Here is a 24,806-nt window from a genome sequence, read left to right as displayed (position 1 = left end):
GGAGGGCGTAGTGATGAAGTCTTTGGTTTCGGGCCTGGCGCTCGCGCTCGCCGTCGGGCTTCCCGTTCTCGCAGGCCCCGTGGTCAAGACCACGAACGGTTCGGTCGAAGGCGTCGAGACCGGTCCGGTCGCGGCTTTCAAAGGCGTGCCCTTCGCCGCGCCGCCGGTCGGCCCGCTGCGCTGGCGCGCGCCCCAGGCCCCCAAGGCCTGGACGGCTGTCCGCTCCGCCGCCGAGTACGGCCCCGACTGCGCGCAGAACCCGTTCCCGGGCGACGCCGCGCCGCTGGGGGTCAAGCCGGCCGAGGACTGCCTCTATGTGAACGTCTGGACGCCGAAGGACGCGATCAAGGCCAAGGCGAAGAAGCCGGTCATGGTCTGGATCTACGGCGGCGGCTTCGTCAACGGCGGCTCCTCGCCGGCGGTCTATTCGGGCGATCGCTTCGCCCGCGACGGGGTCGTGCTGGTCAGCTTCAACTACCGGGTCGGCCGCTTCGGCTTCTTCGCCCACCCGGCGCTGTCGGCCGAGAACGCCGACGGCGGCCTCTTAGGCAACTACGCCTTCATGGACCAGATCGCGGCCCTGAAGTGGGTCAAGGCCAACATCGCCGCCTTCGGGGGCGATCCGGACAACGTGACGATCTTCGGGGAGTCGGCCGGCGGCATGTCGGTGCACGCCCTTCTGACCACGCCGCTGGCGCAGGGCTTGTTCGACAAGGCCATCATTCAGTCGGGGGGCGGACGGCCTCGCCTGCTGCCGTCGCTGCCGATCAAGGCCGCGCCGGGCGAGCGCTCGGCCGAGAGCGTCGGCGTGGCCTTCGCCGCCAAGGCCGGCGTGACCGGGGAAGGGGCTGACGCCCTTGCCGCCCTGCGCGCCTTGCCGGCCGATGCGGTGGTCGACGGCCTGAACATGGCCACCTCCGGCGTGCCCACCTGGAACGGCGGCCCGATGGTCGACGGCAAGCTCGTCACCAAGCCGGTGCTAGACGCCTATGCGGCCGGTGAGTGGACCAAGACGCCCGTGCTGGTCGGCGCCACCGGCGCCGACGGCTTCTTCTTCGGCGGCACGCGCGACCAGGTCTTCGCCCCGTTCGGCGACAGGCGCGCCGAGGCCGAGACGCTCTACGACCCGACCGGCGACGGCGATATCAAGGTCTATGGCTGGAAGGCAGCCGGCGACCGGATGTTCATCGAGCCGGCCCGCGAGGTCGCCCGCACCCTGGCCGCCCAGGGCGCGCCGGTGTGGTCGTTCCGCTTTTCCTACGTCGCCGAAAGCCAGCGCAAGGACTGGTGGAGCGCCCCGCACGCCACCGAGATTCCGTTCGTCTTCGACACGGTCGACGCTCGCTACGGCGCGGCCCTGACCTCGGCCGACGCGGCCGCCGCTAAGGCCGCCCACGCCTACTGGATCGCTTTTGCGACCAAGGGGAAGCCCGACGCCGCCGGCCAGCCGGCCTGGCCGAAGTACGACGCGGCGAGCGACGTGATCATCGACTTCACCAATGACGGGGTGAGGGTCGGTCCGGATCCGTCGAAGGCGCGCCTCGACCTCGTCAAGGCGACCACGCCGCCGTCGGCGGGGAAGTGACATGGCCGAGCGTCTGGCCGACGCGGTGATCGACCGCGAGACTTTCCTGGCCCTGCGTCGGGTCCTGCCGGCGGCCACCAAGGCCTGCCTGCAGGACACCTTCGGCATCAGCGAGACCACCTGGGTCAAGCTGCGGGACGGCCGGCCGGTCAAGCGGGCGACGCTGGACCGGCTGCTGGAGCGCTATCGCCGGATGTGCGGCGAAACGGAGCGGCGGGCGGCTTAGATCGTCGGCAACCCATCCATGATCGCCGTCAGGGCCAGCACCGTCTGGCCCTCCATGGCGCTGTGGCCCGCGTCGGTCTTCACGTAGCTCGACGGCGGCGCGCCGACCTCGTTCAGCGCCGCGACCAGGCGCGAGGCCTGCGACAGCGGACAGACCTGGTCGAAGCGGCCGTGGACGATGTGGATGTCCAGCCCCTTCAGCGCGCCCGCGTTGCGCACGATGTAGTCCGGCTCCAGGAACAGGCCGTTGGCGAAGAAGTGAGCCTCGATCTGGGCGAAGCACAGGGCGAAGTCGGCCTCGCCGAACTTCCCGGCGTCGGCGTTGTCGGGGATCATGTTCGAGATGGTGCCTTCCCAGACCGACCAGGCCACCGCTGCTTCGAGCTGGCGCTGGCGTTCGACCTCGCTGGTGGGGACCATGTCGAAGATTTTCTTGTAGGCGCCCATGATGTCGCCGCGCTCTTCGGGGGCGATGACCTCGACGAAGGCCTGCCACTCGTCGGGATAGGCGATGTAGGCGCCGGGCTCGGTCAGGGCGTACGGGGTCTGGGTGAAGGCCGCCGCATTGCCCTGGTACATGTAGAGCAGGTCTTCGGTGGCCCCGAGGAAGATGCCGCGCAGGATCAGCGAGGCCACCTTGTCGGCGTGGCGAATGGCGTAGGTCAGGGCCAGGGTGCTGCCCCAGCTGCCGCCGAACACGTGCATGCGGCCGGTGATCCCCAGCGCGTCACGCAGCTTGTTGATGTCGTCGACCAGATGGTCGGTGGTGTTGTTGGTCAGCGCCACTTGCGGGCCGGCCGAGGCCACGGTCGGCTCGCTCTTCCCGCAGCCGCGCTGGTCGAACAGGATGACGCGATAGCGCTGCGGATCGAAGAACCGCGCCATCGGCGGGGCGCAGGCGCCGCCCGGACCGCCATGCAGGAACATCACCGGCTCGCCGTCCGGATTGCCGTATTCTTCCCAGTAGAGCTTGTGGTCGGGCGCGGTGTCGACCTGCAGCAGCCCGCTCTTGCTGGCGGTCGGCTGGCCGTACTTCCACTCGGTGGTGACCTTGCTGGTCGTGCGCAGCGTCGAGAAATTCATGACCGGTCTTCCGTAAGCGACTCCGAGACGGAGGCTTACCAGTTCGGACCGGGCGAGGCTTGCAGCAAATGGCCTCGGCCGCGCGCACTGGGGAGCGCGCGGCCTTGGCTTTCAGACACTTAGTATTTGTAGGTGAAGCCCATGAAGAAGCGGCGACCGAAGTAGCCCTGCTCGATGAGGCGGATGTCGCCGGCCGTCGAGATTTCCTCTTCCTTGGTCAGGTTCTTGCCTTCGACGAAGAGCTGCAGACCCTTCGGACCGGGCTTCCAGGTGACCTTTCCGTCCAGATAGCCGGTCGGCTCCTTGAACACCGGCTGGCCCGAGGTGTCGGCGGCCGAGGACAGGTACTTGGAGCGATAGTTGTAGGCGAGGCGGGCGTTGATCGGGCCCTTGTCGTACCAGACCGTCAGGTTGGCGCTGCTCTTGGAGAGACCCGGGAAGGGCAGCGGCGAGCCGTCGAGCGTCGAATAGAGCTCGACGTCCTTGGCTTCCTGATAGGTGTAGTTGGCGTCGACGCCGAAGCCCGACAGCGCGCCCGGCAGCCAGGTCAGGGCCGTCTTTCCGGTCAGTTCCAAGCCCGAGATCTTGGCGCCCTGGCCGTTGATGTAGGTGTTGTAGTTGTAGAGCACCCCGTCGCCGTAGACATCGACCTTGCCGATCAGCGTGCGCGAGCTGACGTAGAACGACTTGATGTCCTTGTAGAACAGACCAAGCGACAGCTGGGTGTCGCTGTTGGGGTACCATTCGAACGACAGGTCGTACTGGTTGGCGCGATAGGGCTTCAGGTTCGGATTGCCCGCCGAGCAGCTGGGCTCGTCGAATTCGCCATTGGCGTCCGGCGAGTTGTCGGTCGTGCAGCTGACCGTCGGCATCAGATAGTCCATCCGCGGACGGGCCATCAGCTGGGCGAAGCCGGCGCGAGCCGACAGCTTGTTGGGCTGCAGCCACAGGCCCACGTTGAAGCTCGGAAGCCAGACCGTGTAGTCCTTGGTCATGCTGGCGATCGAGTTGCTCAGCACGTAGGTGGTCGAGGTGCCGCCGTTGGTGGCCGCATAGGTCTCGCTACGGGTCTGCGCGCCGGTGCCGGTGGTCTTGGTGTGGACCCGGCGCCAGCCGAAGTTGCCCACGACGTCGTAGTCGAACAGCGGGAACTCGTAGTCGAACTTCAGGTACAGCGCGTCGGTCTGCTCCTGGATCTGATACGGGATCTGCTCGTAGGTCTTGCCGTCGTTGCCGGTGGTGGTCGTCAGGTTGTTCAGGTTGAAGTGCGACGTGTCGAGGTACTGGGCGACCTGGTTGAAGTTCGGGTAGAGCCAGGTCGAGGGCAGGGAGCCGCCGCCGTAGTAGAAGGCGTCGGGCAGCTGGGTCATCGCCTGCGAGAACACCGCGTTCGAGAACGCGCGCGACCAGGTCTCGGTCGTCGACCAGTAGCCGGTGGTGTAGGCGGCCGAGGCGGCGGTCGGGCTGGTCTGGTCGGCCGTCTGGGTGCTCAGGATCGTCGCCGTCGAATTGACCGCATTGGTGTAGATGACGGTGTCGTCGGCGGTGGAGTAGTCGTTGGTCCCGCCGTCGATGATGTAGCCGCCGTAGCCGTAGCCCTTGGTCGAGAAGTCGGTGCCGCGACCGCCGAACTCGATCTTCTTGATGAACGGCAGGTTGGTCTCGTAGTCGAAGTCCAGCTTGTACTGCTTCTCTTCCGAGGCCGAGTTCGACGGACGGTACTGGATCTGCCACTGGCGGATCGCCGAGGCGTCGCTGGGGCTGTAGCCGGTCGCGAAGGTGAACGACGGCGCGCCGGTGGTCGGGTCGAGGGTGACCGTCATGCCGGGGGTGTCGAAGCTGACGCTGACGTTGTTGGTCTGTGAGACGGTCGAGGTCTCGGCGCTGGAGGCCTGGAACTCAATCTGCAGGCGGTCGCCGCGGTAGTTGGCCCCGACGTTGTAGTAGTCGCTCGTGGAGTCGTAGGCGAAGTCGCGCGAACTGATGCCGAAGCCGTTGTAGCCGCCGGCGCCCGAGGTGGTGAGGCAGTTGCCCAGGGTGTACTGGATGACGTTGTGATTGGCGTCCACGACGACGGAGCTGGCCGTGGTGTTGGTCGACGAGCAGGCGGTGGCAGAGGCCGCGTTGCGCAGGCGCGTCGTCGAGGTGAAATCGGTGCCGTAGTTGATGTCGTTCAGGCGCTGCGACCGCTCATTGCGGTTGTAGCTGGCCCAGACGTCGATCTTGTCGCTCACCCGGTACTGAGCGGTGAACTCGGCCGAGAGGCGCTCGTCCTCGCGGGTCCAGACGCCGTAGCGGGCCACGCGCGGGGCGTAGTCGTACCACTGGCTCTGGCAGGCCGTGCGCAGGTTGGTGGTCGAGATCTGGGTCGAGTCCGGCGTCGTCAGGCTGGAGCAGCCGGCATAGGTCGTCACGTCGCGGGCCAGTTCGTTGATCTGGTCGCTGTAGGCCGTGGAGTAGTAGTCGACGGTCTTGTCGGCCGAGTTGTCGAAGTCGGCGAACCGGCCCCACGACGAGTTGCGGACATAGTCGCCGCGGGTGTTGACCTTGTCGTAGGTGACGTTGGCCATCAGGCCGAGGCGCCCGTCGAACAGCTGGGTGGCGGCGAACAGGTTCGTACGCGGCTTCCAGCCCTTGACGGTGTCCAGGTTCTGCAGCGAGCCGGTGAACGAGACCGTCGGCTTCTTGAAGTCGAGCGGCTTGCGGGTCGTGACGCTGACCGTGCCGCCGACGCCGCCTTCGGTCATGTCGGCGGTGAAGCCCTTGAAGACGTCGATCGACTTGACCAGTTCGGAGGCCAGTTCGCGGAAGTCGTTGGCCCGCCCGCCGCCGCCGTAGACCGCCAGGTTGCCGGCCGTCGACAGCGTGCTCATGCCGTTGATCTCGACCCGGTTGAGGTCAGGCTCGACGCCGCGGATCGACACCGCGTTGCCCTCGCCGAAATCGCGGGCTAGCTGCACGCCGGTCACCCGGCCCAGGGCCTCGCCGACGTTCTTGTCGGGGAACTGGCTGATGTCCTCGGCGACGATCGAGTCCGAGATCGTGCCCGCGCGCTTCTTGCGGCCCATGGCCGACTGCAGGCTGGCGCGGGTGCCGACGACGACGATCTCCGCGACCTTGTTCTCGACCGTGGCCTCCGGCGCGGCCTTGGCCGTTTCAGTGGTCTGGGTCGCTTGCGCCAAGGCGATCGACGAGCTCGAGCCCAGGATGGCCGCGGCCAGGCCCGCGGTCATCAGCAGCTGGGTTTCGAAGCGTGGTCTGCGGACGTTCTTCATGAGTTCCCTCCGAGAGTGCAGGCGGTGACCGCCCTTGTTCAGCGCGGCGCCCCCTCCGGTCGCCGCGGTGTGTGTTGGCCGAAATCGAGACGCGCCAGGTCGAGCCGCCGGACGCCGCTGTGGTCGCGGGCTTGGCGGTTGGATCGAAGCTGGCGTGTGGAGACACCGGGGCCTTGGCGATCGGTCGCCGACGCTTCGTTGCGTCGGGAGCAGCGCTCGCTGGCAGAACACGAGCGCCGAAGTTTCGACGTCATGCCTCGATGTGTTGGCGATCGTACGCGGGGGTTATCGCGGCGTCGCCTATGTGAGCGGTCTTCACGTTCGCTGCGGATCTTTGCGATCTCTGCAACGATTTTGGCAATCTTGTCGAAGTCGATGTTTTGTCAATTCGGAAGCGTGCGCTTCATGACTATATAACGGCGAATTTCGGCCAATCTGCATTAAGAGAAAACGAATGGAAATCTATTGGAAATCTATGTTTCAAAATTGAATTGAAATTTCATCCTTCGAGGCGTTGTCTCCCAATTTGTGAAACGCTCGGCAGGCTTGTGGGAATCAAGATCGCCGCGCCCGAGGCCTGTTCACGCCGCCAGCGGTTCGGCGAACTGCCGACGAGGGCGCGGAAGGTGCGGGACATGTGCGCCTGATCGCTGAAGCCGCAATCCATCGCGATCTGGCACAATGGCAAGCGAGTGTGCAGCATCAGGGTCTTGGCGCGCTCCAGGCGTCTGCGGATGACATATCCGCGCGGGGCGACGCCGAAGCTGCTCTTGAAGCAGCGCGAGAAGTGGCTGGGGCTGAAGCCGACGCCTTCGGCCAGTTCTCCGACGCTGATCGGCTGACCGAGGCGCTCGTCGATGTGGCGCACGACCCTGCGCTCCTGCCATGGCGCGAGCGTCAGCTCCGAACGCCGCCTTGGCGCGAGGCTGACCTCACGGACCGGCGCCAGAAGGCGCGACGCCTGGCCGATAAGGATCCTGGCCTGACGGGGATCGACCTCCACCGCCTGGTCGGCGCAATCCAGCATGTCCAGCACGGTCAGAACCATCGGATCGATCGGCGAAGCGAGCGCCAAGGCGAGGTCCGTCTTGTCCATCGAAGGGTCGCACATCGTCTTCTCCGTCGGCGACCGTCGCTTGCGTCCGCCCGGGGAGGCATTACGCACGGCCGACGAAAACCCTCATTCGGCAGCGGGGCGCACCGGGTGATCCCGCCGGCCGCGCCGGGAAATGTTTTTGATGAGGACTTTCGCCAGTGCTGCGTTCTGCCCTCTCGAAAGCCCGCGCCACATGTCGTTGGACAGGGATCGGAGTCTCTGATGGGAATGGCGCGAGGGGAGCCCATGTCCGACGCCTCCGAGGCCGCTGCGCGCGCGGACGTCTTCGCCCGCCAGGCGTCGGCGATGCGCGGACCGCTGGCCGCCTATTTCCGACGCCGGGTGCGCAACCCCGTCGAGGTCGAAGACCTGGTGCAGGAGGTGTTCCTGCGCCTGACCGTACGCGGCACGCCCTCGAACACCGATCATGCCAGCGCCTACATCTTCCAGATCGCCGCCAGCGTTCTGGCCGACCGCTATCGACGTCGGGCGGTCCGGCATGCCGACGGGCATGTGGTGCTGGACCCGAGCCTTCGCGACGAACACGACTTCGACCCTGACCGCATCTATGCCGGCAAGCAGGCGCTGAACGCCGCCGCCGCCGCCCTGATGACCATGCCGGAGCGAACGCGGACCATCTTTCTGCTCCGCCGGATCGATGGCCTGCGCCATCAGGCCATCGCCACGCGCCTTGGCCTTTCGATCAGCACGGTGGAAAAGCACATGGTTCGCGCCATCGAGCACCTGATGGCCCACGCGGGAGACGCCCGATGACCCGCGACGTCCCGACCCCCGCCCAGGCCGCGGCGCGCTGGCTGGCCCGCGACGACCTCGATCAGTCGCCTCAGCGCGAGCAGTTCGCGGCCTGGCTGGAGGAAAGCCAGGACAACCGCGACGCCTGGATCCAGGCCCACCGGGTCTGGGACGTCTTCGAGGACGCCGAGGACAGCGACCTGATCGCCGCCATGGCGCGGGCGGCGCGGCGGGCCAGGCCCGAGCCGGCCGCCAAGCCGTTCTGGCCCCAGGCGGTCGCGGCGTCGATCGCGGTCCTGGCGGTGTCAGCGACGCTGCTCGCGGGCGTTCAGCAAGGCTGGTTCGGCCGCTCAGGCGAGCCGGCCAGGGTGGCGGTCGAGGCGGGACCTTCGCTCACCGCCTTCGGCCGGGCGGACTACGTCACCGGCAAGGGCCAGAAGTCCATCGTCGACCTGCCGGACGGCACCCGGGTGACGCTGGACGTCGACAGCGGGATCGACGTGGCCTTTTCGGGCGGCCGGCGCGAGGTGCGCCTGCTGAGCGGCCGGGCGTTCTTCGACGTCGCCCACGACCGGGCCCATCCCTTCGCGGTGCGCGCCGGCGGGCGCGTGGTCACCGCGCTGGGCACCCAGTTCGACGTGCGCCTGACGCCGGGCGCCTTGCGGGTCGTTCTGGCCGAAGGCGCCGTGTCGGTGGCCCCGGTCCAGGGGAGGGCCAGCGAGCCGCCGGTCCGGCTCGCGCCCGGCCAGGCCTTCACAGCCAGGGACGGCGCGCAGGGCAGGGTGGCGCCGGTCGATCTCGACGAGGCCCTCGGCTGGAAGCAGGGCGTCCTGGAGTTTCACGACCAGCCGCTGTCCGAAGCCGTCGGCCTGTTGAACCGCTACACCCGGGCCAAGATCGTCATCCGCGACCCGAAGGTCGCGGCCCTGCGCATCACCGGCGTCTTCAGGACGGGCGACGTCAGGCGGTTCGGACGCTCTGTGTCGCAGGTGCTGCCGGTCCGGATGGTCGCCCGCGACGCCGACACCTACGAACTCGTCTCCACGCGGCGCTGAACTCTGGCTTTCGATCGAACGAAAGGGGCAAGGCGTCGGCCTTGCCCCCAGGGTCGCGGTCGTCAGGGCTTGGGCGCGTCCGCCGCCTCGACATAGTCGGTGCTGGTCGGGCCGAAGCCGGAGATGTAGACGCTGGCGCCCTCCGGTCCGGTCATGGCGAAATGCTCCACCCCGGCCGGCTCGCTGTAGAAGCTGCCCGGTGGCAGGGTCTTGACCAGGGCCTCGCCGGCCTTGCGCCCGTAGCCGAAGCGCCAGACGCCGGCGACGACCACGGCGGTGCGGTCGTCGCGGTGCCCGTGGGCGGCGATGCGGGTGTTGGGCGGCACCTGCAGCGCGATGGTGTACGGGCCGGCCTTGGTCGGGTCCCCGTACAGCACCGTCGTGCGGATGCCCGATACGCCCGAGGTGCCGGCCGTGGCGCCGCCCTTGGCCAGGCCGTCGATCTCGGTCGGCGTCAGGCGAACCTGGGCCTCCGCCGCACAACCGCCGCCCGCGATGGCGACTGTCGCCAGCAGGAGCGCAGCGCCGGCCGATATGGCAATGAGGCGGCTCACGGCTTGGCGTCCAGGAACTCGCGCACCATCGCCACGGTGGCCTTGGGGTTCTCTTCCATGATCCAGTGGCCGGAGTCAGGAACGACGCCCTCGGTGACATTGCTGGCCGCGAAGCGCATCACCGTCGCCATCATCGGTCCGAACGACTTCTCGCCGCCCAGGGCGAGCACTGGCACGGTCAGCTTGCCCTCGGCCACGAAGGCCTTGTTGTCGATGGCGTCCTGATCGAAGGCGGCGAACTGCGAGAAGCCGCCGTGCATGGCGCCCGGCTGGGCGTAGAGCTTGGCGTAGTGCTGGCGCGAAGCCTCGGTGAACCGGGCGGGATTGGCCGAGAACTCGTTCCAGAAGCGGTCGAGATAGATGCGCTCGCGGCCGGCGACCAGGCGCTCCATGTCGGGACCGCCGAACCGGAAGTGCCACAGCAGCGGGTTCTTCAGGATCTCGTCCCACGGCCCGACGCCGGGCAGCGGAGCGTCGATCAGCACGAAGCGGCCGACCCGATCGCGATGCTCGGCGGCGAAGGCGTAGCCGACCATGTTGCCGATGTCGTGGGTGACCAGATCGGCCTTGGCGATCTTCAGCGCGTCGAGCACGCCGGCCACGTCCTGGCCCTGGTTCTTCTTGTCGTAGCCGCCGGAAGCGGGTTTTGACGACAGGCCAAGGCCCCGCAGGTCGGGTACGACGACGGTGTGATCCTTGGCCAGTTCGACGGCCAGCGGCTCCCACATGTCGCCGGTCTCGCCATAGCCGTGCAGCAGCACGACAGCCGGCCCCGAACCGCCGACCCGGACGTGGATCGTCGCGCCGTTGGTGGCGATCTCCTGGGTCTTGAAGCTGGCCGGGAACGGCTTGACCTGCGCCATGGCGGGAGTCGCGAGAAGTAGGGTCGCCAAGGCGATTGGCGCGAGCTTGAACACTGCTGTCCTCCAGGAATGAGCGCGGCGCGAAGCCGCGTCTGGACGTCCGGGCGGACGCCTTCAGCGGGGGAGAACGCAAGTTTTCCAGGAACCCTCATCCGGGCCCGCCCGGCCCTAGAAACGACCGACCAGGCCGAACTCGAAGCGCCGCCCGCGCGGGTCGCCATAGGCGCTGTAGGGCAGGGAGCGGTCCGACGGGCTCGGCTGCGCGATCAGGGGCGGATCGTGATCGAAAACGTTCTGCACGCCGAAGCGCAGCTGGACGTCCCGCAGGCCGCCGGCCGCGGTTTCGAGCGCCACACGGCGGGTCGCGTAGAGATCGACATAGGCCTGCGGCGGAACCCGGCTCGCGCCCTGTTGCAACAGCTTCCTGGCCACGGTGTCAGCGCTGTCGGTGCTGTCGAACACGCGATAGCCGTCATAGAAGGAGACGTTCACGCCCAGGGTCGTGGCGCCTTTCGCCCAATCGAGGCCGCCGTTCGCGCGCCAGACCAGCGGACCGTCGGCATAACCCGCTGCTTCGACCGCCTCGCTCCGTGGATCGGCGCGTCGTCTCAGATGCGGCTGCCAGGTCGCCGCCGCTCGCAGCCTGAAGTCCCCCAGGCGCGCGGTCGGGATCAGGTAGTCGCCCTGCAGGTCGATCGCCTCGACCAGAGTTCTGCCGATGTTGAGGGCCGTGGTATCCACGGCGGTGACGACCCCTGCGGTGAAGCCCTTGGCGCGGTCGGCGTCCGTCAGGGGCGCGCGCGTCACGCGACCGGGGAACAGCGCCTCGTTGCTGAGGAAGTAGTCCACGTCATAGGCGCTGGAACTGACGATCTCCCGCCGCTTGTCGATCCGGGTGTAGTCGATGGAGAGCCGCAACCGCTCCAGCCAGGTCGGCGTCAGCACGACGCCGGCGGACAGGCTGCGCGCGCGCTCCGGCAGCAGGTTCGTCGATCCGCCCTCGACGATGTCGTAGCCGCCCGCGAGGCCCAGCGCTTCGCCGCCGCGCCTGGGGTCCTTAGGGGCGAACGAGGCCGGCAGGTAGAGATAGCGCGACGAGTTCGCGAATGTGTCGGGGTCGGAGGTGTAGGAGCCGGTCGTCGACCACAGCTGGTCGGTCCGAGGCGGCAGGAAGCCCGACGCCGCGCTGGCCCGAACCATCAGGCCGGTGACGGGAAAGACCTTGAAGCCCGCGGTGTAGACCGTCGTGGTCTGGGCGGCCTCCTTCGTGGTCGCGTAGCGGGGATCCTCGGCGGCGAGGTTGGCGGGCAGTCGTTCCCGGTTGCGTTCGCTGCTGAGGGCCAGTTGGAACTCCAGGCCCTTCAGTCCGACCGGGCCGTCGCTGCGGTCCGTCAGCGGTGCGCGGAGCTCGGCGTAGTAGTGGCGGGCCGATTGGGTCAGGCCCGGCATCGGCGCCTCGGTGGCGAGGCCGGTCAGCGGGTCCCATCGACGATAGACGGCGCTCGGGACATGGTCGCGCCGGTCCTCCGCCGTCAGCGACAGGGTCAGTGGACCGCCGCCCAGGTCGAGGATCGGTCCCGCCAGCCGGATCGACCGGTCCTCGAAGCGGTCGACCTGCGAAAACGCATAGCCGGCGTCGACGGCATGACTGGCTAGGGCGCCGAGGAACGCGTCCAGCCCGCCGAGCGGACTGAGCGGCGCGCCGCCATCGAGGCCTCGGCCCTGCATGACCGCGGTGGAGACGATCGGCTCCGGCGACCTGGCGGTCAGGGCGACGTCGATCCGCGCGCTGCCGGCGCTGTAGTCGGCGCTGAGCTTCCAGCCGCGCGACAGCTCCGCGATCACCCCGACCGTTCCTCTCGTCGTCCGACTGCGGTTGCGGACGACGGGGTCGAAGCCGGGCGCTGGAAAGGTGACGTAGATGTCCTGCTGGAACGGATTGGTCGGCGCGCCCGCGACGATGCGGACGGCTTGCGACGTGTTCCACGGGATCACCGCCTCGCCGTCGTTCTCCAGGACCAGCAGATCGGCATAGGCCTCGATCGCGTCGCCGAACCTGCGGCGGACGCTGCCGATCAGGGACGAGGTCTCGCGTTTGCTCAGGAGCGTCTGGCGCTCGCCGCTGACATCCGGCGACAGGCTGAGGTCCAGTCCTCCGGCGTTGGCGAGCAACAGGGCGCCGCCGTCGGTCGTCGCGCCGCCGTAGGACGCGGGCGCGAAGGTCGTCGCCGCGCCCAGGCTGGCGCCGCCATAGGCGGGATCGAGCACCAGGGCGGCGCCGGAGGCGCTGAAGATGTTGATCGACCGGCTGACCGGGCGGTCGGCGAGGACGGAGGCTGGATCGTTCGCGACGCGTCGCGCGCGGGCCCTGGCGCTGTAGTCGCGGTCTCCGGCGCTCAAGGCGTCGGCCCGCAACAGGCCGAACGCGATCATCACTTCCGTGCGGCCGTCGTCGGGAGAGAAGCCGACCCGTCCGTCGAGCCGGCGGGTCGCGGCGTCGCCGCCGTCGGTGATCCCGTAGGCGCCGGAGAGATCCGCCCCCTGATAGTCGCGCTTGAGCACGACGTTGATCGCGCCGGCGGTCGCTCCCGATCCGTAGACGCCGCCGGCCGTGGAATTCAGGATCTCGATCCGCTCGACCGCCGCGAACGGCAGGCCGTTGAGGTCCGATTGCAGGAGGGTCGCGGACGCGCTCGAGGGCAGGGCGGGCATCCGCCTGCCGTCCACCAGGACGAGGGTCTGGTTGGAGCCCAGGCCCCGCAGGTCGACCTCGGAGCGGTTGCTGGCGTTGCTGTCGGCCGGGGTCTGCCGGGCCGACGCGATCTGGGCGTCGGCGGTTGTCGTCATGCGCAGGAAATCGCTGATGTCGGTCGAGCCGGCCTGCTCGATGCTACGACTGGTCCAGACCCTGTAAGGCTGGATGTCGTTCTCGGTGCGCTGGATGTCGCTGTTCTGGCTGCGGGCGGTCACCAGCAGTTCGGGCAGGGCGACCGGGACATCCGACGCCGGCGGCGTAAGCCGCGGCGCGACCTCGATGATGTAGATGCCGTCGGCGGTGCGACGGTGGCCAAGGCCCGATCCCGCCAGCAGCAGCGGCAGGGCCTGGTCGAGCGTGTAGCGGCCTTTGAGGCGGGGCGCGCCCCGATCGCCGATCGTCGGCGCGGACAGCAGCAGTTCGCGTCCCGATCGTCGGGCGATGTCGGTCAGGGCCGTGGCCAGTGACTGGCCCGTCGTGTCGATCTGCACAGCACGCGCACTCTGCGCCTGCGCAGGCGACGCCGAGATAGCCGCCGCGGCGATGCCCCAGGCCAACAGCGCTGCGTACGCACCGTTCCTGCGCATTCGGGATCCCCTCACGCGCCGCCACTAGCAGGTCGAGTAACGACGATCAATCAACCGCGCCGCAAGAAGGAGCGATTACCGGATCCGCCGTCGTGGGTGCAGCAGCGTCGGTCAGCCCATCCAGCGGCTGACCGGGACGGCGGCTTCTTCCAGCGGCTGGGAGATCACGTCGATCAGGGTGGGGCCGTCGTGGGCCAGGGCGGCGCGGACCACGCCGTCCAGGTCCGCCGGATCGGTCACCGACCAGGCCTTCAGGCCGAACGCCTCGGCGATGCGGGCGTGGTCGGAACGTCCGAAATCGACCGAGAAGTAGCGCTCGCCATAGCCGCTCTTCTGGCTGGCCTTGATCCAGCCGTACGAGGAATTGGAGAACACGATCAGGGTGATCGGCAGGCGCTTGCGGACGATGGTCTCCAGCTCGCCGACGGCGAAACCGAAACTGCCGTCGCCCATCACCGCCACGACCTTGGAATTGGGCGCGCCATAGGCCGCGCCGATCGAGGCGGGCAGGGAGAAGCCCAGCGCTCCGTGGGCCCGGTTGGTGATGAAGCGCCGGCCCGTGACGTTGAAGTCGAAGTAGCCCGAGAAGTAGGGGCAGGGCGTGCCGGGGTCGGCGACGATGATCCCGTCGCGGGGCAGGGCGGACTGCAAGGCGGCCAGCACCCGCTCCGGCCGGATCGGGCGATCGGTGGAGCGGGCCAGATCTTCGAACCGGGCGCGCTTGGCCAGGCGCATGGCCTTCAGTCGGTCGGCCGCGCCGGTGTCGCGCGCCCCGCCGTCCAGCCGGCGGGCGATCGCCGCGCCCAGGGCCGCCAGGCACAGCCGCGCGTCGCCGACCAGGCCGGCCTCGACGCGATAGTTGGCCCCGACCACCATCGGATCGATGTCGATATGGACGATCGGCACGTCGCGGCCGGGGACCTCGCCATGCTCGGTGGTGGTCGAGCCGGCGCGGCAACCGACGAAGATCACCGCGTCGGCGCCGGCGACGATCTCCCGCGTCTGATCGACCCCGCCATTGGCTCCGACCACGCCGACGGCCAGCGGATGGTCGTCGGCGATCGCGCCGTGGCCGCTGACGGTCGAGGCGACCGGCGCGTCGAGCAAGGTCGCCAGGGCCGCCAGTTCGGCGCTTGCGCCGGAGATGATCACGCCGCCGCCGACCACGAACACCGGCCTCTTCGCCGCCAGGATCACCTCGGCGGCTGCCTCCACGAGATCGGGCGACGGTCCGGTCCGGAAGGCGGGGAACGATCCGTGCTCGGCCTGAGCCCACAGGTCGAAGTCCGCCGTCTGCTTCTGCAGGTCGTAGGGCAGGCCGATATGGGTCGCGCCCGGACGTCCGGTGGTCGCTGCGCGAAAGGCGGTGCGGAAGACGTGCGGGATGTGGCCGACGTGATCGACCACGGTGTTCCACTTGGTCAGCGGCCTGAAGAGGGCCTTCTGGTCCAGCTCGGTCAGGGGATAGCGGCCGCGCGCGGTCACCGGCACGTCCGAGGTGATGGAAAGCAGAGCGATCGACGACTCGTTGGCCTCGACTACGCCGGGCAGGATGTAGGTCGCGCCGCCGCCGCTGGGACCCTCGCAGACACCCACCTTGCCGGTCACCCGGGCATAGGCGTCGGCCATGTAGGCGGCGCTGCGCTCGTCGCGGGTCAACACGTGCTCCATGCCGTGGTCCAGGCGGGCGAGCGCGTCGTAGAACGGCAGGCTGGTGTCGCCGCACAGGCCGAAGATGTGTTTGACGCCGTGATGCTGCAGCATCCGCACGGCGGCTTCCGCGCCCGTGGTCATGGTCCTGGCTCCTCCCGTAGCCGTCCTTGGTACGGGGCGGCGGGATGGGCCGGCCATTCAAGACGGGCCGGTGGCTATCGGTTCTGTGCGAAGGAACGCGCCCCAAGGACGCGCCCCGCGTGACTGTTCCGTCCGGGCGGCGCTAAAGGTGCGCACCGCCGCCGTCCGATCGCGGCCAGGAGTATCCGATGGCCCAGCCGCGCCACCCCTTCGCGTTCGCCAGTTTCCGCTATTTCTGGACGGCGCGGATGTGTTCGGTGCTGGCCCAGAACATCCTGGTCATCGTCGTCGGCTGGCAGGTCTACGACTTGGCGCGCGCCACCATGGACACCAAGGACGCGGCCCTTCAGCTCGGCTTCGTGGGCCTGGCCCAGTTCGCGCCGTTGTTCGCCCTGACCTTGGTGACCGGCTGGGCGGCCGACCGCTACGACCGCCGGCTGATCGTCTGCATCACCACCAGCCTGCAACTGCTTTGCGCCGCCGCCCTGGGCTGGCTGACCTGGTCGGGCGGGGCGACCATTCCGGCCCTGCTGGTGGTGGCGGTTTTCCTTGGCGTGGCGCGGGCCTTCTCGATGCCGGCCCTCAACGCCCTGGGTCCCAATATCGTGCCGCCGGAGGTGCTGCCGCTGGCGATCGCCACCAACGCCATCGCCAGCCGGGTGGGCGCGATCCTCGGCCCGGCCGCCGGCGGCTATCTCTACGCCTGGTCGCCGCCCGTCCCCTATGTCGCCAGCGTCGGCCTGTTCGCCCTGTCGCTGGCCTGCATGCTGGCGGTGCGCCCCGCGCCGCGCACGCCGGGACCGCCGCGCAAGCCCTGGAAGCTGATGATCGAGGGTCTGTCCTACGTCCGCGCCAACAAGCTGGTGCTGGGGGCGATCTCCCTCGATCTCTTCGCCGTGCTGCTGGGGGGAGCCACGGCCATGCTGCCGATCTTCGCCCGCGACATCCTGCATGTCGGCCCCGAAGGCCTGGGCCACCTGCGCGCCGCCCCGGCGGCCGGGGCCATGGCCACCGCGCTGCTGTTCTCCTGGCGGCCGCTGAAGCACGACGTCGGCGTGAAGATGCTGGTCTCGGTCGCCGTGTTCGGCATCGCCACCGTGGTCTTCGGCCTGTCGCGCTGGCTTCCGCTGTCCCTGGCCTGCCTGGCCGTGCTGGGCGCGGCCGACATGCTGTCGGTCTATGTCCGGCAGTCGCTGATCCAGCTGTCGACGCCCGACGCGATGCGGGGGAGGGTGGCGGCGGTCTCGTCGCTGTTCATCTCGGCCTCCAACGAACTGGGCGAGGCGGAGTCCGGCTTCCTCGCCGCCGCCATCGGACCGGTGCCGGCGGTGGTGTTCGGCGGCGTCGGCGCCATCATCGTCACCGGCCTCTGGGCCTGGTGGTTCCCAGCCCTGCGCCGGGCGCGGACCTTCGAATCCGCCCAGGTCGAGGAGCCTCCGCGCCGAAATGGATAGGGCCGGACGCAAATCTGATCGACACGCCGGGGCTTCCTCCGGCTTAGCCTAGAAGAACAAGAAGACGGAGCCGACGCCGTCCGACGAACACCAAGCCGCCGCGTGACAGGCGGCGCGTACCAGGAGGAATACATGGATCGCCGACACTTCCTCGCCGCAGTCCCGGCCGCGTTCATGGCGGGCAAGGCGATGGCCGCGGCGGCCAAGACGACGAGCTCCAAGGGCGTGATGCTGATGAACCGCATCGGCCCGTCGTCGTCCGAGCTCTACATCGCCAACGCCGACGGCTCGAACGAGCGCAAGCTGCTCCAGGCTTCGGTGTTCGACTATCACGCCAGCTTCAGCGCCGACGGCAAGTCGGTGGTCTTCACCTCCGAGCGCAACGGCGACGGCCAGTCGGACCTGTTCCGCGCCAGTCTCGATGGCTCCAGCATCCAGCCCCTGGTCGTCGGTTCGGCGGTCGACGATTCCGGTGAGCTGTCGCCGGACGGTACGCGCCTGGCCTTCGTCTCGACCCGCCAGGGCTATGTCGCCAACGTCTGGATCCTGGACCTGAAGACCAAGCGCCTGACCAACCTGACCGGCGCTCCCGAGGTTCAGGGCGATCCCAGCCTGCCCAACGGCTTCTTCCGCCCCGCGTGGTCGCCGGACGGCAAATGGATCGCCTTCTCGTCCGACCGCAACACCGACTGGCGCGGACACCACGAAGGCAAAGGCTGGGAGCACACCCAGGAGCTTTCGATCTACGTCATCGGCGCCGACGGCAAGGGCTTCCGCCGCATCGCCTCCAAGCCGGGCTACTGCCTGGGCTCGCCCAAATGGTCGCCGGACGGCAAGCGCGTGGCCTTTTACGAGCTGACCACCGAAGACACCTGGTTCACCCGCCGTCCCGACACGGTCGGCGGCGTCACCTCGCAGATCGTCTCGGTCGATGTGGCCACCGGCGCGCGCACCGAGCTGACCTCGGGTCCCGGCTTCAAGCTTTTCCCGCAGTTCCTCAGCAACGACGTCGTCGCCTACCAACTGAAGGGCGGACCGGAGGAGGGGCTCTACACCACCGACGGCAAGGCGCCCGTGAAGCGCGTCGTGCGTTCGCCCGTCTGGTCGCCCGACGGCAAGAGCGTGATCTACGAGAAGGTCGGCTTCAAGGCCCGGGGGCAGTTCAAGCCGCTCTACAGCTGGGACCCGAAGTTCGACTACCTGCACACCGACGTCTTCCCGGTCGTCTCCAAGGACGGCGTCCTGGCGATCACCGAGAAGCAGCAAGGCAATTCCTCGCTGGTGACCATGAACCGCGACGGCTCGAACCGCCGCGTGGTGTTCGATGTCGAGGGCAAGGGGCTGGACCCCGTGCTGCTCAAGAAGGGCCTGGCCGGCGCCTTCATGCCGGGCTGGTCGCCCGACGGCCAGTGGCTGACCTTCGGCATGGGCGTGTGGTTCCAGGAACGCGCCAAGGGCAAGGCCACGCTGATGCGCGTGCGCGCAAACGGGACCGACTACGAGCCCCTGACCGACGGCACGGTGCATTCGGGCTTCCCCAGCTACTCGGCCGACGGCAAGGAGATCGTCTTCCGGGTCTGGGGCGAGAGCGAGAAAGGCCTGCGGGTCATCAATCTCGACACCCGCCAGATCCGGGTGCTGACCACCGGCTACGACAACCTTCCGTTCTGGTCGCCGGACGGCAAGCGCATCGTCTTCACCCGAAAGGTGGACGCGGTGAACTTCGACGTCTTCACGATCCGCCCGGACGGCTCGGACCTGCAGCGCCTGACCACCAACCGCGGCAACGACGGCCACGCCGTCTGGAGCGCCGACGGCCGCATCCTGTTCAGCACTGGGATGTACGGCTTCCGCGAGGAGGCCGCGCTCTATGACAACACCTTCCAGCCCTACGGCCAGATCATGGTCATGAACGCCGACGGCACGGGCAAGCGCCTGCTGACCGACAGCCTGTGGGAAGACTCCATGCCCATGTACCTGCCGGCCAGATAAGGGAAACGGCGTTCGGTAAAGCTATCGGGCGCTGCGGGTTTTCGATCCCTCTCTTCCGCCTTCCGCCTGATCTACTTCAACTCGGAGATCAGCGGGGGCGGGAGAGACCTCAGAGGATCGTCAGCGGAACATCGAGAGCGCGTCTCGGCGCAGGGCTCCGCATGCGATGTCGCGGCGGGCGTGCGAGGCTCCGCGTCTTGATCTCTGGCGATCCTCCGAGGGCTCGATCCCCGCGAAATTCAGGTCGACGACCGGTCGTGTGCGGGACCGTCGATCCAAGAACCAATCAACGACCCCAGTCCAAAGAGGCGGGGCGATGACATATGAGGGAGGTTACGAATGAGGGGTCAAACCATGCCCGGACGTCGCCCGCTGAAGGCCGCGCTGCTCGCCGGGGCCGGCATCGCGATCGGCTGGAGCGCCGTCGCCAACGCCCAGGCCGCCGGCCAGGCGCCGGTCGAGCCCGCCGCGCTCGAAGAGGTGGTCGTCACCGCCCAGAAGCGCAGTGAAAACGTCCAGAACATTCCGGTGGCCGTTACCGCCATCAGCGCCGACAGCCTGGAAAAGCAGGCCGCGCCGAACCTGCAGGCGCTGCAAGGCTCGGCGCCCAACGTCGAGATCAATTCCAGCAACGCCGCCACCGGCGTCGCCATCCGCGGCATCTTCAGCACCAACGACGGCCCTCAGGGCGACCCGGCCGTCGCCTATCACATCGACGGCGTCTATCTGGGCCGGCCGCAGTCGACCGGCGGGCTGATCTACGACATCCAGCAGGTCGAGGTGCTGCGCGGTCCGCAGGGCACGCTCTACGGCCGCAACGCCACCGCCGGCGCCATCAACGTCATCTCGGCCCGTCCGCGCTTCGACTTCGAGGCCGCCCTGGGCGCCGAATACGGTTCCTACAATCAGGTCGGCGTCAGCGGCATGGCCAACCTGCCGCTCAGCGACAAGGTCGCCGCCCGGGTCGCCATGCGCACCCTGAAGCGCGACGGCTACGCCGCCGACGGTAAGACCGACGACCAGGACTCGCGCGCCTTCCGCGGCCAGCTGCTGGTCAAGCCGACCGACGACCTGTCGATCCTGCTGGGCGCGGACTACGACCTGCGCAAGGGCGAGGGGCCGGCGGCCTACAAGCTGAACGTGGCGGGCGTCGATCCGCGCTCGACCAACACCACCAATCCCGGCGCCCATATCGACAACCGCAACTGGGGCGTCCACAGCGAGATCACCTGGGACTTCGGCCCGGCGACCCTGACGGTGCTGCCGGCCTATCACGAGATGAAGCTGGACAACCTCTACGCCAGCGATCGCCGCATCCAGCTGAACCAGGAAGCCAAGCAGCAATCGGTGGAAGTGCGCCTGGCCTCGCCCGGCGACCAGACCGTGTCGTGGATCCTCGGCGCCTATTACTGGGGCGAGGCCCAGAGCTCGTACCAGGTGCTGCTGGCGCCGCCGACCCAGGTCACCTTCGGCTATCCGGACATCGACGCCTTCTCGCGCGCCCTGTTCGGCCAGGCCACCTGGCACGTCACCGACAAGCTGCGCCTGACCGGCGGCCTGCGCTACACCAACGACCAGAAGAAGCAGACCGGCAGCACCCAGGTGCGCAACGCCGCGGGCGTGCTGCTGTCCAACATCACCAACACCGCCAACGCCGAGTGGAAGGCCACCAACTGGAAGGCCTCGGCCGAATACCAGCTAGCCGAACGCTCGCTGATCTATTTCACCGCCGCGACCGGCTACAAGGCCGGCGGCAACTATGACGGCCTGCCGCCCAACTCGTATGAGCCCGAGAAGGTGCTGTCGTTCGAGGCGGGGTCGAAGAACCGTCTGTTCAGCAACGCGCTGCAGCTGAACCTCACGGCCTTCCACTACGGCTACAAGAACTACCAGGCCAGCCAGCTGGGCTGCCTGAACCTGCCGTCAAACCTGGCGGCCTGCACTGCCTCGGGCCGGATCACCTACAACGCCGACAAGGCGACGGTGTACGGCCTGGAGCTGGAATCGCAGTGGGCCATCACCTCCGCCGACCGCCTCGGCGTGGTCGCGGCCCTGACCCACTCGGAGTTCAACGACTTCGTGCTGCCGGTCACGCCCTATTCGTCGGGCGGCGACTTCTCGGGCAATCCGCTGCCCAAGTCGCCGAAGTCGACGGTGACCGTGGACTACTCGCACCGTTTCGACCTGCCCAACGGCGGCAGCCTGACGGCGGCGGCCCGGGCCCGGTTCGTCAGCAAGCAGTACCTGCTGTTCGACATCCGCAGCCCGATCATCCGCCAGGACGCCTACACCACGGGCGACCTGAACCTGAGCTACGACTCGCCGGAAGGCGTGTGGTCGGTCACGGCCTACGCCAACAACATCACCGACGAGCTGGTGAAGTCCTACGCCTTCGCCACCTCGACGGCCGGCGTCTACTACGGCTCCTACCTGCCGCCCCGCACCTACGGCCTGCGGGTGGGCGCGAAGTTCTAGCGCAAGGCCTGGCCGGAGGCGCTGCAACGTCTCCGGCCGCTTTTTGCGAGAATGCAGAAAGGGCGAAGCCGCCGAGGCTTCGCCCTTTTTCGTTTGCCTCTCGACCGCCTCCCTCGCCCTTGTGGCGAGGGCCCATGCCGGCGGGTGCTCAGGCCCGGGCAGGTTCGCCAAGGTCTGAGAAGCTGAACGATGGGTCCTGGGCGCGAGGCCCAGGAAGGCGTTCTGGTTTTGCCGTTGAAAGCCGCAAAGGCGGAGACCCTAAGCCAGCACTTCGTCCGGCAGCAGCTCGGTGTCGATCTGCGCCTGGGCCTCGGCCGGGTAGCGCGGGCCGCGCACGGCGTCGCCCACGAACAGGGCGTCCACGCGGGCGACCGCATCCGCCGAAAGCTCGACCCCAGCCGCGCTCAGGTTCTCCTCCAGGTGCGCCACGCTCGTGGTGCCCGGGATCGGCAGGACGTGCTCGCCGCGCGACAGGGTCCAGGCCAGCGACAGCTGGGCCGGCGTCAGGCCTAGCTCGGCCGCCAGGGCGTCGAAAGCCCTCACGGCGACCAGGTTGTGGGCCAGGTTCGGCTCGACGAAGCGCGGCATCCAGGCGCGGATGTCGCCCTTGGCGTAGGCCGCGCTGGTCACGCCGCCAGCCAAGAGGCCGCGTGCAACGGGCGAGAAGGCCACGAAGCCGACGCCCAGTCGCCGGCAAGCCGCCAGCACCGCCACCTCGGGATTGCGAACCATCGGCGAATACTCGCTCTGCATGGCGGCGACCGGGTGGACGGCGTGGGCCCGCTCCAGCGTGGCGGCCGACATCTCCGACAGGCCGATGGCCCGGATCTTCCCCGCCTCGACGGCACGCGACAGGGCGCCGACCGAGTCCTCGATCGGCACATTCCGATCCAGGCGGTGCAGGTAGAAGAGGTCGATGTGATCGACGCCCAGCCGCTGCAGCGAGCGGTCGAGGCTGGCGGTGATCGCCTCGGGCGAGCCGTCCAGCACGCGCCGGGCGCCGTCCATGTCGAGCACGCACTTGCTGGCCAGCACGTAGTCGTCGCGGCGATGGCCGACCGCGCGGCCGACCAGCTTCTCGTTGTTCCCGCCGCCATAGAGGGCGGCGGTGTCCAGCAGGGTGACGCCGAGGTCCAGCGCCCGGTTCAGCAGCCGCTCGCCGTCCTCGGCGGGCGGCGGCGCGCCGTAGGCGTGGCTGAGGTTCATACAGCCCAGGCCGATCGGGGCGACCTCGAACGGGCCGATCTTGCGGGTAGGGGAAGCTTTCATGGGATGTCCGTCGATTGGCGCGACCTAGCGGGCGGCCAGGAACGCAAGGCTGGTGGGCTTGCCGACCGCCAGGGACTGGTCGGTGGGGGCGAGACGACCGGAGGCCGGGTCTCGCGCCAGGACGGTCACCGTATTCGAGCCCTGGTTGGCCGCCAACAGCCAGCGGCCGGTCTGGTCGATTCCGAAACTCCACGGCGTCTGGCCGCCCGAGGCGATGCGCTGGATCTCGCTCAGGGCGCCGGTGCGCGGATCGACCGCGAAGACCACGATGGCGTTCTCCACCCGCACCGAGGCGTAGACGAACCGGCCATCGCGGCTGATGGCGATCTCGGCGCCGCTGGCCTTCGGAGCCTCGGACAGCACCGGCGTCGTATGCGCCAGGGTCAGGCGGCCGGTCCTTGCGTCCCAGCCATAGGTGCGAACCTGCGGGATCAACTCGCTGACCAGGAAGACGAAACGGCCCTTGGGATGGAACACCAGATGGCGTGGGCCTGTCCCGGGCGGCAGCGTCGCGGACTGCTCGCTTGCCGGACCCAGCCGGCGCGCGGCGCGGTCATAGGGATGGACGAACAGCCGGTCGGCGCCCAGGTCGGCGGCCAGCACGAACCGGCCGGACGGATCCAGCGCCACGCCGTGGGCGTGCGGTCCCTTCTGGCGCGGCGAGGGCCCGGACCCCTGGTTGGCCTGCACCGAGGCGGCGACTTCAAGGCCGTCGTCCGCGCGGACGGGCAGGGCGGCGACATGGCCCGTGCCGTAGTTGGCGACCAGCAGGCCGCCGTCGGCGAGGCCCAGGTGGGTCGGCCCGCCGCCGCCGGAGTTCACCGTCGATATCGCCGTCAGCGCGCCCGTCCTCGGGTCGGCGCGCAGGGCGTAGACCTTGCCCTCGGTCTTGCCGTCGTTACCGGTCTCGCTGACGGCGTAGAGCACCGGATGCTTGGAATGGGCCAGCACCCAGGTCGGGCGGACGATTTCGGCGACGACGCCGATCGGGGTCAGCTTGCCGGTACGGGCGTCGAGCCTGGCCGCGACGATCCCCTGGCCGGCTTCCGTGGCCTGGGTTCCGACATAGACCAGTTGCTCGCCCTTCGGCGCGGCCTGGGCGGTTCCGGCCGCCAGCAGCGCCAGGGCGCCGGCGCCGAGCGTGCGACGGGTGAGAGCGGGGGCGGTCATCGGGCCTTTTCCTTCAGCACGCCGTCGAACAGCGGGACCAGCGTGGCCCAATGGTGCTCGGCCTCGGCGGGATCGTGCACCGGCATGTCGCTGGGCACCCAGCCATGCTTGGCGGGATAGGTCTCGACCAAGTGGTCGACGCCGGCCTCGGTCAGGGCCGCCTCAAGCCGCGCCTTCTGGGCGTCGTCGAAATTGGCGTCCTCGATCGCGCCGGCCACATAGACCCTGGCCGTGATTTTCGGGGCCAGCAGGTGCGGGCTCGACGGCGTGTCATTGGCCAGGCCGCCGCCGTGATAGGAGGCGACCACGGCGATGGCATTGGGATAGGTCCCGGCCGCGATCAGCGCCAGCCGTCCGCCCATGCAGTAGCCGACCACGCCGATCGGGCCGTCGGCCACCTCGGGCGCCTCGCGCAGGAAGGCCAGGAAGGCGACGGTGTCGGCCATCACCCGCGCCGGTGTGGCCGGGGCCATCAACGTCTCGCGATGAGCCTCGCGCAGCTTTGGATCGGTGAAGACGATCTTCGGATCGACGGGCCCGTAGGGACCGGAGCGGTAGAACAGGTCGGGCAGCAGCACGGCGTAGCCGCTGGCGGCCAGCCGCTCAGCGATCTCGTGCATCGCCGGCCGGATGCCCGGACCGTCCATGTAGAGGATCACGCCCGGCCAGGGGCCTTGGCCCTGCGGCGTGTGCAACCAGGCGAGGCAGGGGCCGTCGGCGGCCGCGATTTCCAGGGTCTTCATGCAGGGACTCGAAACAGCCGGATCGGACGGCGATGATAGCCGCCGCCCGATCCGTCGGCGCCAGGTTCGGCGCGCCGG

At 68.8% G+C, this 24,806-nt stretch carries 17 protein-coding genes; 7 read left to right on the top strand and 10 right to left on the bottom strand.

Annotated features, from left to right (window positions below; all coding sequences use genetic code 11):
- Positions 1–13: 13 nt before the first annotated feature.
- Both AC07NS_RS13005 and AC07NS_RS13000 read left to right on the top strand, forming a co-directional pair.
- Positions 14–1,585 (top strand): carboxylesterase/lipase family protein, encoded by a 1,572-nt coding sequence (locus AC07NS_RS13005; protein WP_494603788.1) that lies wholly within the window; start codon positions 14–16, stop codon positions 1,583–1,585.
- Between the two features lies 1 nt (position 1,586).
- Entirely contained in the window at positions 1,587–1,811 is a 225-nt protein-coding gene (locus AC07NS_RS13000) for a hypothetical protein (RefSeq protein WP_494603786.1), read from the top strand.
- Here the strand turns inward: AC07NS_RS13000 and pip are convergent.
- The 3 genes from pip to AC07NS_RS12985 form a co-directional block, all read right to left on the bottom strand.
- Complete coding sequence (gene pip, locus AC07NS_RS12995) at positions 1,808–2,893, bottom strand: prolyl aminopeptidase (RefSeq protein WP_494603784.1); 1,086 nt, start codon at positions 2,891–2,893, stop codon at positions 1,808–1,810. The genes AC07NS_RS13000 and pip overlap by 4 nt on opposite strands.
- A 119-nt stretch (positions 2,894–3,012) precedes the next feature.
- Positions 3,013–6,168 carry a TonB-dependent receptor gene (locus AC07NS_RS12990; RefSeq protein WP_494603782.1) on the bottom strand — a complete coding sequence of 1,052 codons (3,156 nt, stop codon included), beginning with the start codon at positions 6,166–6,168 and terminating at the stop codon, positions 3,013–3,015.
- A 499-nt stretch (positions 6,169–6,667) separates the two neighbouring features.
- Positions 6,668–7,264, bottom strand: coding sequence for a helix-turn-helix domain-containing protein (locus AC07NS_RS12985; protein ID WP_494603780.1), 597 nt, complete (start codon positions 7,262–7,264; stop codon positions 6,668–6,670).
- A 246-nt stretch (positions 7,265–7,510) separates the two neighbouring features.
- On the opposite strand from AC07NS_RS12985, the gene AC07NS_RS12980 reads away from it, so the two are divergent.
- Positions 7,511–8,038, top strand: a complete 528-nt coding sequence (locus AC07NS_RS12980) for an RNA polymerase sigma factor (protein ID WP_492854728.1) — start codon at positions 7,511–7,513, stop codon at positions 8,036–8,038.
- A complete protein-coding gene (locus AC07NS_RS12975) occupies positions 8,035–9,072 on the top strand; it encodes a FecR family protein (protein WP_494603777.1) in 1,038 nt (345 codons plus the stop codon). The genes AC07NS_RS12980 and AC07NS_RS12975 overlap by 4 nt, the downstream gene beginning before the upstream one ends.
- Before the next feature lie 62 nt (positions 9,073–9,134).
- Here AC07NS_RS12975 and AC07NS_RS12970 read toward each other — a convergent pair whose 3' ends face one another.
- The 4 genes from AC07NS_RS12970 to AC07NS_RS12955 all read right to left on the bottom strand — a co-directional run bounded on the left by AC07NS_RS12970 (position 9,135) and on the right by AC07NS_RS12955 (position 15,625).
- Positions 9,135–9,626: a cupin domain-containing protein gene (locus tag AC07NS_RS12970; protein ID WP_494603775.1), complete on the bottom strand. Its 492-nt coding sequence runs from the start codon at positions 9,624–9,626 to the stop codon at positions 9,135–9,137.
- Positions 9,623–10,489, bottom strand: a complete 867-nt coding sequence (locus AC07NS_RS12965) for an alpha/beta fold hydrolase (RefSeq protein WP_494603773.1) — start codon at positions 10,487–10,489, stop codon at positions 9,623–9,625. Before AC07NS_RS12965 ends, AC07NS_RS12970 begins: the two co-directional genes overlap by 4 nt.
- 168 nt (positions 10,490–10,657) lie before the next feature.
- The gene (locus AC07NS_RS12960; protein ID WP_494603771.1) at positions 10,658–13,735 is read right to left on the bottom strand and encodes a TonB-dependent receptor plug domain-containing protein; all 3,078 of its coding nucleotides are present in this window, start codon (positions 13,733–13,735) and stop codon (positions 10,658–10,660) included.
- A gap of 207 nt (positions 13,736–13,942) precedes the next feature.
- A complete protein-coding gene (locus AC07NS_RS12955) occupies positions 13,943–15,625 on the bottom strand; it encodes a thiamine pyrophosphate-binding protein (protein ID WP_494603769.1) in 1,683 nt (560 codons plus the stop codon).
- Between the two features lie 188 nt (positions 15,626–15,813).
- On the opposite strand from AC07NS_RS12955, the gene AC07NS_RS12950 reads away from it, so the two are divergent.
- The 3 genes from AC07NS_RS12950 (at position 15,814) to AC07NS_RS12940 (ending at position 21,546) form a co-directional block, all read left to right on the top strand.
- The gene (locus AC07NS_RS12950; RefSeq protein WP_494603767.1) at positions 15,814–17,079 is read left to right on the top strand and encodes an MFS transporter; all 1,266 of its coding nucleotides are present in this window, start codon (positions 15,814–15,816) and stop codon (positions 17,077–17,079) included.
- A 132-nt stretch (positions 17,080–17,211) separates the two neighbouring features.
- Positions 17,212–19,071 carry a hypothetical protein gene (locus AC07NS_RS12945; RefSeq protein WP_494603765.1) on the top strand — a complete coding sequence of 620 codons (1,860 nt, stop codon included), beginning with the start codon at positions 17,212–17,214 and terminating at the stop codon, positions 19,069–19,071.
- Between the two features lie 354 nt (positions 19,072–19,425).
- A complete protein-coding gene (locus tag AC07NS_RS12940) occupies positions 19,426–21,546 on the top strand; it encodes a TonB-dependent receptor (protein WP_494603763.1) in 2,121 nt (706 codons plus the stop codon).
- Between the two features lie 258 nt (positions 21,547–21,804).
- Here the strand turns inward: AC07NS_RS12940 and AC07NS_RS12935 are convergent, their stop codons facing one another.
- The 3 genes from AC07NS_RS12935 to AC07NS_RS12925 are packed head-to-tail and all read right to left on the bottom strand — an operon-like array spanning position 21,805 to position 24,728.
- On the bottom strand, positions 21,805–22,815 hold the full coding sequence (locus tag AC07NS_RS12935; protein WP_494603761.1) for an aldo/keto reductase: 1,011 nt from the start codon (positions 22,813–22,815) through the stop codon (positions 21,805–21,807).
- Positions 22,816–22,839: 24 nt separating this feature from the next.
- The gene (locus AC07NS_RS12930; protein ID WP_494603759.1) at positions 22,840–23,985 is read right to left on the bottom strand and encodes a lactonase family protein; all 1,146 of its coding nucleotides are present in this window, start codon (positions 23,983–23,985) and stop codon (positions 22,840–22,842) included.
- Positions 23,982–24,728 (bottom strand): dienelactone hydrolase family protein, encoded by a 747-nt coding sequence (locus AC07NS_RS12925; protein WP_494603757.1) that lies wholly within the window; start codon positions 24,726–24,728, stop codon positions 23,982–23,984. The genes AC07NS_RS12930 and AC07NS_RS12925 overlap by 4 nt, the downstream gene beginning before the upstream one ends.
- Between the last annotated feature and the right edge of the window lie 78 nt (positions 24,729–24,806).

It is taken from the genome of Caulobacter sp. GW821-FHT10A10, from assembly GCF_059415745.1.
Note: the sequence above shows the minus strand (reverse complement) of the source record. Positions and strands in the feature narration are given on the sequence as shown.

Coding starts and splice junctions, on each gene's coding strand:
- AC07NS_RS13005 (WP_494603788.1), top strand. CDS start 14: ATGAAGTCTTTGGTTTCGGGCCTGGCGCTCGCGCTCGCCGTCGGGCTT.
- AC07NS_RS13000 (WP_494603786.1), top strand. CDS start 1,587: ATGGCCGAGCGTCTGGCCGACGCGGTGATCGACCGCGAGACTTTCCTG.
- pip (WP_494603784.1), bottom strand. CDS start 2,893: ATGAATTTCTCGACGCTGCGCACGACCAGCAAGGTCACCACCGAGTGG.
- AC07NS_RS12990 (WP_494603782.1), bottom strand. CDS start 6,168: ATGAAGAACGTCCGCAGACCACGCTTCGAAACCCAGCTGCTGATGACC.
- AC07NS_RS12985 (WP_494603780.1), bottom strand. CDS start 7,264: ATGGACAAGACGGACCTCGCCTTGGCGCTCGCTTCGCCGATCGATCCG.
- AC07NS_RS12980 (WP_492854728.1), top strand. CDS start 7,511: ATGTCCGACGCCTCCGAGGCCGCTGCGCGCGCGGACGTCTTCGCCCGC.
- AC07NS_RS12975 (WP_494603777.1), top strand. CDS start 8,035: ATGACCCGCGACGTCCCGACCCCCGCCCAGGCCGCGGCGCGCTGGCTG.
- AC07NS_RS12965 (WP_494603773.1), bottom strand. CDS start 10,489: ATGGCGCAGGTCAAGCCGTTCCCGGCCAGCTTCAAGACCCAGGAGATC.
- AC07NS_RS12955 (WP_494603769.1), bottom strand. CDS start 15,625: ATGACCACGGGCGCGGAAGCCGCCGTGCGGATGCTGCAGCATCACGGC.
- AC07NS_RS12950 (WP_494603767.1), top strand. CDS start 15,814: ATGGCCCAGCCGCGCCACCCCTTCGCGTTCGCCAGTTTCCGCTATTTC.
- AC07NS_RS12945 (WP_494603765.1), top strand. CDS start 17,212: ATGGATCGCCGACACTTCCTCGCCGCAGTCCCGGCCGCGTTCATGGCG.
- AC07NS_RS12940 (WP_494603763.1), top strand. CDS start 19,426: ATGCCCGGACGTCGCCCGCTGAAGGCCGCGCTGCTCGCCGGGGCCGGC.
- AC07NS_RS12935 (WP_494603761.1), bottom strand. CDS start 22,815: ATGAAAGCTTCCCCTACCCGCAAGATCGGCCCGTTCGAGGTCGCCCCG.
- AC07NS_RS12930 (WP_494603759.1), bottom strand. CDS start 23,985: ATGACCGCCCCCGCTCTCACCCGTCGCACGCTCGGCGCCGGCGCCCTG.
- AC07NS_RS12925 (WP_494603757.1), bottom strand. CDS start 24,728: ATGAAGACCCTGGAAATCGCGGCCGCCGACGGCCCCTGCCTCGCCTGG.